Below are 6,892 nucleotides of genomic sequence, written 5' to 3'. Positions count from 1 at the left end.
CTCGCTCAACGACTTGCTTGACTGCCTCTAACTTGAACTCTTCAGTAAACCGTCTTCTTGTACTCATTACACACCTCCTAATAGACTAAATATTAGGCTAGAAAGTGTCTATAGAAGTGGTAGCGATTCACAACTTACATATCGAGCCAGGTAAACCTTGGCAAAACGGCACTAATGAGAGTTTTAATGGCAAATTTAGAGATGAGTGCTTAGCCATGAACTGGTTTCATAGTAGAGCGCATGCCAAAGTGATTATTGAAACATGGCGTAAGCACTACAATTTAATCAGACCACACTCAAGTTTGGATTATCAAACCCCAACAGAGTTTGTCGCTGGATGGCAAAAGGAATTAATAACGAGAGCCAGAGTTTCTAGATGAAATTGGCCCGATAAAACCAGACAGGTCACTACATACTACGAGCTCAATAAAACCGCTAACAGCAGCGATAACGGCGAGTTCACTATGAAACCAGCTGATTAGTCGTCAGTGATTGATTAGTCGCGAGCTCTAATCTCGCCCGACCTACTAGTTATAAAAAGGGATTACAGAAATGTGGCCCCTCTTCTGTTGATTGCTTGGAATGTGTCGGTAATTTGTGGTGGCAATAAGCGATCCGTTGGACCGTTGTTGCCTAGGATGGCAAACGACCAAATAAAAAACCACCCGAAGGTAGTTTTAGTATCTCTTGCTTGCCTGGGGCCACATCAAACAGGGCCTGCGATTCTTGGCAAATATTAATTTAACTTGCAGTTTTAAACCTCAAAGCTATCAATATCGTCTCTTAGGCGCACCAGCAAAAGATTGCTTCTTCTCAAGATGTCTAAATGTAATACGGCCTTTGCTCAAGTCATAAGCGGAGATCTCCAAAGAAACCTTATCTCCTGCCAATATACGGATGTGATTTTTTTTCATTTTCCCTGCTGTATAGGCAATAAGCTTATGGCCATTATCTAAAGTAATCCGATAACGAGAATCTGGCAGAATTTCATCAACCAGGCCTTCCATTTCAAGCAACTCTTCTTTTGCCATTTAACATCCTTTATAAAAATAAAAAGCCCAGTCATGCTGGGCTTTAGGCCAGGCAAATAATTTCCGCCTGGCATTTGCTTCTGATTTAAACAGGTTGAATATTGGATGCTAACTTGCCTTTAGGGCCAGTAGTAATATCAAAAGTCACTTTTTGACCTTCAGCTAAAGACTTAAATCCGCTGCTATTAATTGCTGAAAAATGGGCAAATAAATCTTCGCCACCGAGTTCAGGGGTAATAAAGCCGAAGCCTTTAGCGTCGTTAAACCATTTCACAATTCCGTTTGCCATATCTGACTATTCCTTAAAAAAATATAAAAGGGGTTATGCCCCAAATGAGGCGAAAGTCAAGAATGGCGAGGGAGATGCTAAGAAGAACTATCGCAGAACTGCGGTATTAATTAATAGTACAACAACACTATTAGCTTGAAAGTCGCTAAATGTATTTTACTCTACTTTGGTCATAAAAGGGTTACTTACTAACAAATCACCTTCATAACAGCCATAGATAAAGGTAAAAGTGCTTTGGCAATCCGTTGGTCGCAAGCTCAAATCGCCTGACCCACCAGCAATATCAAGCTCCAAATGAAAGTTCGGGGGCTTTTTCTTTGGAGTTCCGCTAATATCCAATAACAGGCGTTCCTTTCCGCTAAATATCAACCCAAAAAGAACTTTAAAAATGAGTATGGACCCAAAAATACTAGCCTTTGATGTCTTTGGAACAGTAGTTGACTGGCATGGATCAATCGCGGCTGAAGCCAAAAGACTCAGCCTGCCAGTTGATCCCAATGAATTCGCTACAGCATGGCGTAATGGTTATAAACCAGCAATGGCTAAGGTTCGCTCTGGAACTCTGCCATGGACAAAGATTGATGATTTACATCGTATGATTCTTGATGACATATTGAAGACATTCAACATTACCTCGTTGTCCGAATCACAAATACATGAATTAAATCTAGTTTGGCATCGCCTCAATCCCTGGCTAGATACAGTCGAAGGACTGACAAAATTAAAAAGTAAATTTACTATCGTTACCTTATCTAATGGAAATCTTGGCCTGCTTGCAGATATGGCCAAGAATGCAGGACTTCCTTGGGACTTAATTCTTTCAGCAGAAGTATTTCGTCACTACAAGCCTGATCCAGAAACTTATTTAGGTGTCGCGGAGATTTTCAATGTCCTCCCCGAACAGGTGATGCTTGTGGCGGCTCACAAAGATGATCTTCTGTCAGCAAATGCCTGTGGACTTCAAACAGCTTTCATTGAAAGACCAATAGAGTTTGGCCCTAACTTCTCAAGGCAAGATTTGCATCGTGAAGAATTTACCACTTACCACGCCAAAGATCTTATGGACCTTGCAACGCAATTGAATTGCTAATACCAAATTATTGCAACAGGTATCAGGCAGTCGCTCAATCGCATATTCATCCAATAAGACCCAACCCGGGGATTACTTCAATATAGAACCACTCAATGCGGCTACTGAGTCCTGCAATATTGCCCATCAAAATAGCTTTTATCCAGGGCGCCTAGTGGATCAGCGGTGCATCAATCACTACACCCCAATTCTGGAGGCTAGACTTAAATTTGCGGATGAGCGACTGGCTCAGTTACTCAATAAAACCCCTCAATAGACATTAAAGGGATTACAGCTGAGGTTTTATTTGGTTCTATCCATTAATGCATCATAAATAGGTTCTTGTTTTAGCAAGACAGGGATGATGGAGCAAATCACACTAGTAATCAGCAGGGGAATAATTAAGCTAACTTTGCCGCTCATCTCTATTGCGAGCAAAATTCCGGTAAGGGGCGCTCTAACGACTACTGTAAAAAATGCCGCCATTCCCACTAATGCAAAGGCAATGGGATCAAGTTGACCGAGTGCAAGATGGCTCAATATTGGGTTCATTGCAAGTACAAATAACACGCCAATACCAGAGCCCATCAACAGGATTGGTGAAAATATTCCGCCTGGCACTCCTGTGGAATAACTAATAGGCCCCAGAAAGAAACGGCTAAGCATCAAGAGCATGAGAGGCAGCAAGAAATAGTCTTTACTCAAGATGGATTGAACTTGTAAATCTCCTCCACCCACAAGATTTGGATAAAAATAAGCCAGTGACCCCACTCCAAAACCAATGATCAGCGCTTTGTTCACCGGAGAAATGCCAGAAAATGAATCAGCAATATTTAAGGCGCCAATAATCGTTCGACTATATAGAGTGGCTATGAAACTCAATAGCACTGCAAATACACCATAGCAATATAGACTAAAGCCAGAATCTGGCAACAGGTCACCAACTACAAATTCAATTGAATTTCCGAAGTAAGCTCGAAACACAATGACACCTGAAGCTACTGCAGCAATAGACACCATGAGTCTTTTAATGGAGATTTTTTTAGATATCTCCTCAAATGAGAATGCAATTCCCGATAGCGGCGCATTAAAAGCCACTGACAATCCTGCGCCAGCTACAGCGGTATATAAAAGTGATTGCTCAACCACTTTATGGCGGAATAATTTTCCACATTCGGAGCCAATAATGGCAGCCATTTGAACCGTTGGCCCCTCCCTGCCCAAAGCCATTCCAGATCCAATAGATAACAAGCCGCCAAAAAATTTAATTGGTAAAGCCCTAAACCTACTAGGTTTAGCTGCCCCGTGCATGACCGCCTCTACATGCTGGATACCACTACCGATTGTCGAAGGCTCTAACTGAACCAACATGCGAGCTATTCCTACACAGGAGCTAGTGATCAACCCCACTACGATAAATCCAGAAATGAACCATCCTGTATCGATGGTGTGCAAATAGGCAATAAATGAAAGAAAGTGAATAGTGATGAAATTTAGTGCAGCTCTAAATATGCCGCCCACTATGCCCACCAAAGCCCCTGCAAAGTTAGCCACCAACAACACTTTAAGAGTGTCGAATGGCGAATCAGGTAAATCTTCTGATTGAATGCTATTCATTATTCACAAAGCCCGGTCAAAAGCAGGCTTCCTGAAAAGAAACCAAATGGCTTCTTTTTTCCTTTTACAAACTCATCGATATTCAAATAATCAACAAAGGCTCCGCCACTACCCTCAGCCTTCTGCTCCCAAATAACTTTGTAGGAATATTTCCCGCCAATTGACGGAATTACTTTAGGATTATTGAGAGCATCCATTACGTCCCCAATCACCTCACCGGTACCCTTTATCACAGTAAACTTCTCCCCGACCCTTGGGCTATCTCGCAATACATCTAGAGAACCATCCGCCTTAATGTAGGCATCGCTCATCACTTGGCACTGGTAAAAATGAGGATCGGCATAGGCTTGCAATGGGGCGACTACTGCAGCCATAAAAAATAGAGTGGTTAAGCGATTCATGGTTTTATCTTTTGGCGACTGTTTCGAGGTGAAAATTTGATGCGAATAGTTACACTCAGTCTACTAGAGATACAAAAGCCACCCGAGTTCTTCTATCAAAAGAAGTTTGAGACTATTGAATAATTTAAGGCAGGGCTAGAGGAATATATCCACTACTACAACCATGATCGGATCAAACAAAAACTAAAGGGATTAAGCCCGGTAAATTACCGAACTCAATCCCTCGTGCTAACCTAACTAAACTGTCCAACTACTGGGGGTCAGTTCATGTTGATATGAACTTAACCGCTTTAGCTTAACCCACCTCATTCAAGCAAATGATAGGCCAACCATATTATTTCTTATTTATTGAGCGCGGCGTAATTCATCTACATAACTAGGCTCAGGATGCATTACGTTGGTAGTGCCGGCCTTTGCCACTTGCCCGGGAACCTCGTGCCCTACAATCTTTGGTAGTTCTCTTGCTAGTTGTATTAGCTTAGGAATATTCATACCGGTGTCATAACCCATCGCATCAAGCATATGGATCGCATCCTCACTAGATATATTGCCGCTAGCTCCAGGCGCGTATGGGCATCCCCCCAGGCCACCTAGCGAACCATCAAAGCGAACAATGCCAGACTGAACAGCAGCCAAAAGATTGGCTAAGCCCATGCCCCTGGTGTTGTGGAAGTGCAATGTCAGCTGTAGATTTGGGAATTGCTTCTGCAATGAGTCACACATTCTCTTTACTTGATCAGGATTTGCCATGCCCGTGGTGTCGCAGATTGTTACACCTCTTACACCGAGGTCTGCAAAACGTTTTGTAAATCCTTCAACCACCACTTGAGAAACCTCCCCTTCCATGGGGCAGCCAAAACTGGTGGAGAAGGAAACATTAATAGGCGTTCTGCCATCAACATACTTAATTACTTCAGCCAATCCAGCAAAGCTCTTTTCTCGACCCATTCGTAGGTTGGCTAAGTTATGAGTCTCTGAAGTGGACATCACGAGATTAAATTCATCGGCCTTAGATTCCAAAGCGCGCTCGGCACCTCTTAAATTGGGGACTAAGACGGTGTACTCCACTCCAGGTACGCGCTTAATGCGCCCCATCACTTCCTCAGCATCTCGTAGCATCGGAATAGCCTTAGGCGAAGTAAATGAGGTCACCTCAATTTTGGCAAAGCCACACTCACCGAGCGCATCAACCAGCTTTACCTTATCGTCCGTTGGTACAAAGTTGGGCTCAATCTGAAAACCATCCCGCATTACGACGTCATTGAAATAAATTCTGGTCATGGTTTTATCTTTATTTAGTAAATGCAATGCCGCGCTCTTTTAAAGAGGCGACCTGATCATCACTCAAACCAATGCTTTTGAGTATTTCATCGGTGTTCTGCCCAATATCTGGGGCAAGAGTCTTAATGGATCCCGGTGTACGCGATAACTTCGGAATCACACCCGGCACATCCAACTTCGTGCCATCTTGCATCTGGATCGTTTGAATATTTTCACGGGCTTTGTAGTGTGGATCGCTTGCGATATCAGCAACGGTATAAATTTTTCCAGCTGGTACAGATACAGAATCCAGTGCTTCTAAAGCTTTGGTAGTACTCACTGTTTTAGCCCACTCACCGATAGCTTGATCAAGCTCAGCCACTCGTTTGACGCGACCATCATTGGTTTCTAGCTGGGGGTCATTGCCTAAATCTTCGCGCCCAATCACTGTCATCAGGCGCTTGAAGATGCTATCACCATTGCCAGCAACCAATACATAGCCGCCATCAGCGCACTGGTAGGCATTGGTTGGGGCAATACCAGGCAAAGCGCTACCAGCCGCTTGGCGCACCTCACCAAATGCGCTGTATTCAGGCAACAGGCTTTCCATGCAATTAAAGACTGCCTCATACAATGCAATATCAATCATCTGACCCTTGCCACTGTTATGGCGTTCTTGCAGAGCTAGCAAGATACCAATCACACCATGCAAAGACGCTAAAGTGTCACCGATGCTGATACCAACGCGCACCGGTACTCTGCCAGGTTCAGCAGTGAGATGTCGCAAACCGCCCATAGCTTCCGCAACCACACCAAATCCTGGTTTATCTCTGTATGGACCAGTCTGACCATAACCGCTGATACGAAGAACAATTAACTTGGGATTGAGTTGAAGTAATTTTTCTGGATCAAGACCCCAGCCCTCCAATGTTCCAGGACGAAAGTTTTCGATTAATACATCCGCCTCTTTTACCAGTGTCCTGACAATATCTTGAGCTTCTGATTTTCTTAAATCCAGGGAAAGTGATTTCTTATTGCGTGACTGCACTTGCCACCAGACTGAAGTGCCATCTTTAAGAAGGCGCCACTTGCGCAATGCATCGCCCTCTTTGGGTGGTTCGATCTTGATAACATCCGCACCAAAATCAGCCAAGGTCTTAGCAGCAAATGGCCCGGCGATGAGCTGCCCCATCTCCACGACTTTTAACTTTGATAATGGCTCCAT

8 protein-coding genes and 2 pseudogenes are annotated in these 6,892 nt (G+C 43.7%); 3 read left to right on the top strand and 7 right to left on the bottom strand.

Annotation, left to right across the window (positions count from 1 at the left end; genetic code table 11):
• On the bottom strand, window positions 1-67 hold a 67-nt coding region (locus tag ICN40_RS11910; protein WP_223146579.1), incomplete at its 3' end, for a transposase.
• 73 nt (window positions 68-140) lie between these two features.
• On the opposite strand from ICN40_RS11910, the pseudogene ICN40_RS09110 reads away from it, so the two are divergent.
• A pseudogene (locus ICN40_RS09110) lies at window positions 141-380 on the top strand (transposase); the annotation flags it as partial.
• A gap of 390 nt (window positions 381-770) precedes the next feature.
• Here ICN40_RS09110 and infA read toward each other — a convergent pair.
• Together infA and ICN40_RS09100 are read right to left on the bottom strand one after the other, a co-directional pair.
• The gene (infA, locus tag ICN40_RS09105) at window positions 771-1,031 is read right to left on the bottom strand and encodes a translation initiation factor IF-1 (RefSeq protein ID WP_072583618.1); all 261 of its coding nucleotides are present in this window, start codon (window positions 1,029-1,031) and stop codon (window positions 771-773) included.
• 85 nt (window positions 1,032-1,116) lie between these two features.
• Window positions 1,117-1,320 carry a cold-shock protein gene (locus ICN40_RS09100; RefSeq protein ID WP_072583619.1) on the bottom strand — a complete coding sequence of 68 codons (204 nt, stop codon included), beginning with the start codon at window positions 1,318-1,320 and terminating at the stop codon, window positions 1,117-1,119.
• Window positions 1,321-1,708: 388 nt separating this feature from the next.
• On the opposite strand from ICN40_RS09100, the gene ICN40_RS09095 reads away from it, so the two are divergent.
• Entirely contained in the window at window positions 1,709-2,410 is a 702-nt protein-coding gene (locus tag ICN40_RS09095; RefSeq protein WP_374222786.1) for a haloacid dehalogenase type II, read from the top strand.
• 282 nt (window positions 2,411-2,692) lie between these two features.
• Here the strand turns inward: ICN40_RS09095 and ICN40_RS09090 are convergent, their stop codons facing one another.
• Window positions 2,693-4,006, bottom strand: a complete 1,314-nt coding sequence (locus tag ICN40_RS09090) for a ClC family H(+)/Cl(-) exchange transporter (RefSeq protein WP_216243550.1) — start codon at window positions 4,004-4,006, stop codon at window positions 2,693-2,695.
• Window positions 4,006-4,407, bottom strand: a complete 402-nt coding sequence (locus ICN40_RS09085; protein ID WP_216243547.1) for a hypothetical protein — start codon at window positions 4,405-4,407, stop codon at window positions 4,006-4,008. Before ICN40_RS09085 ends, ICN40_RS09090 begins: the two co-directional genes overlap by 1 nt.
• Window positions 4,408-4,491: 84 nt before the next feature.
• Here ICN40_RS09085 and ICN40_RS09080 point away from each other — a divergent pair.
• Window positions 4,492-4,644, top strand: a pseudogene (locus ICN40_RS09080) (IS3 family transposase); the annotation flags it as partial.
• 108 nt (window positions 4,645-4,752) lie between these two features.
• Here the strand turns inward: ICN40_RS09080 and ICN40_RS09075 are convergent.
• Together ICN40_RS09075 and ICN40_RS09070 are read right to left on the bottom strand one after the other, a co-directional pair.
• Window positions 4,753-5,688, bottom strand: a complete 936-nt coding sequence (locus ICN40_RS09075) for a hydroxymethylglutaryl-CoA lyase (RefSeq protein WP_216243546.1) — start codon at window positions 5,686-5,688, stop codon at window positions 4,753-4,755.
• A 10-nt stretch (window positions 5,689-5,698) separates the two neighbouring features.
• Window positions 5,699-6,892, bottom strand: coding sequence for a CaiB/BaiF CoA-transferase family protein (locus tag ICN40_RS09070; RefSeq protein WP_216243544.1), 1,194 nt, complete (start codon window positions 6,890-6,892; stop codon window positions 5,699-5,701).

The sequence above is a fragment of the Polynucleobacter sp. Fuers-14 genome, from assembly GCF_018882045.1.
Taxonomy (GTDB): domain Bacteria; phylum Pseudomonadota; class Gammaproteobacteria; order Burkholderiales; family Burkholderiaceae; genus Polynucleobacter.
The sequence above is the reverse complement of the archived record's forward strand: the minus strand, read 5'-3'. Positions and strand labels throughout refer to the sequence as shown.

Coding starts and splice junctions, on each gene's coding strand:
- infA (WP_072583618.1), bottom strand. CDS start 1,031: ATGGCAAAAGAAGAGTTGCTTGAAATGGAAGGCCTGGTTGATGAAATT.
- ICN40_RS09100 (WP_072583619.1), bottom strand. CDS start 1,320: ATGGCAAACGGAATTGTGAAATGGTTTAACGACGCTAAAGGCTTCGGC.
- ICN40_RS09095 (WP_374222786.1), top strand. CDS start 1,709: ATGAGTATGGACCCAAAAATACTAGCCTTTGATGTCTTTGGAACAGTA.
- ICN40_RS09090 (WP_216243550.1), bottom strand. CDS start 4,006: ATGAATAGCATTCAATCAGAAGATTTACCTGATTCGCCATTCGACACT.
- ICN40_RS09085 (WP_216243547.1), bottom strand. CDS start 4,407: ATGAATCGCTTAACCACTCTATTTTTTATGGCTGCAGTAGTCGCCCCA.
- ICN40_RS09075 (WP_216243546.1), bottom strand. CDS start 5,688: ATGACCAGAATTTATTTCAATGACGTCGTAATGCGGGATGGTTTTCAG.
- ICN40_RS09070 (WP_216243544.1), bottom strand. CDS start 6,892: ATGGAGCCATTATCAAAGTTAAAAGTCGTGGAGATGGGGCAGCTCATC.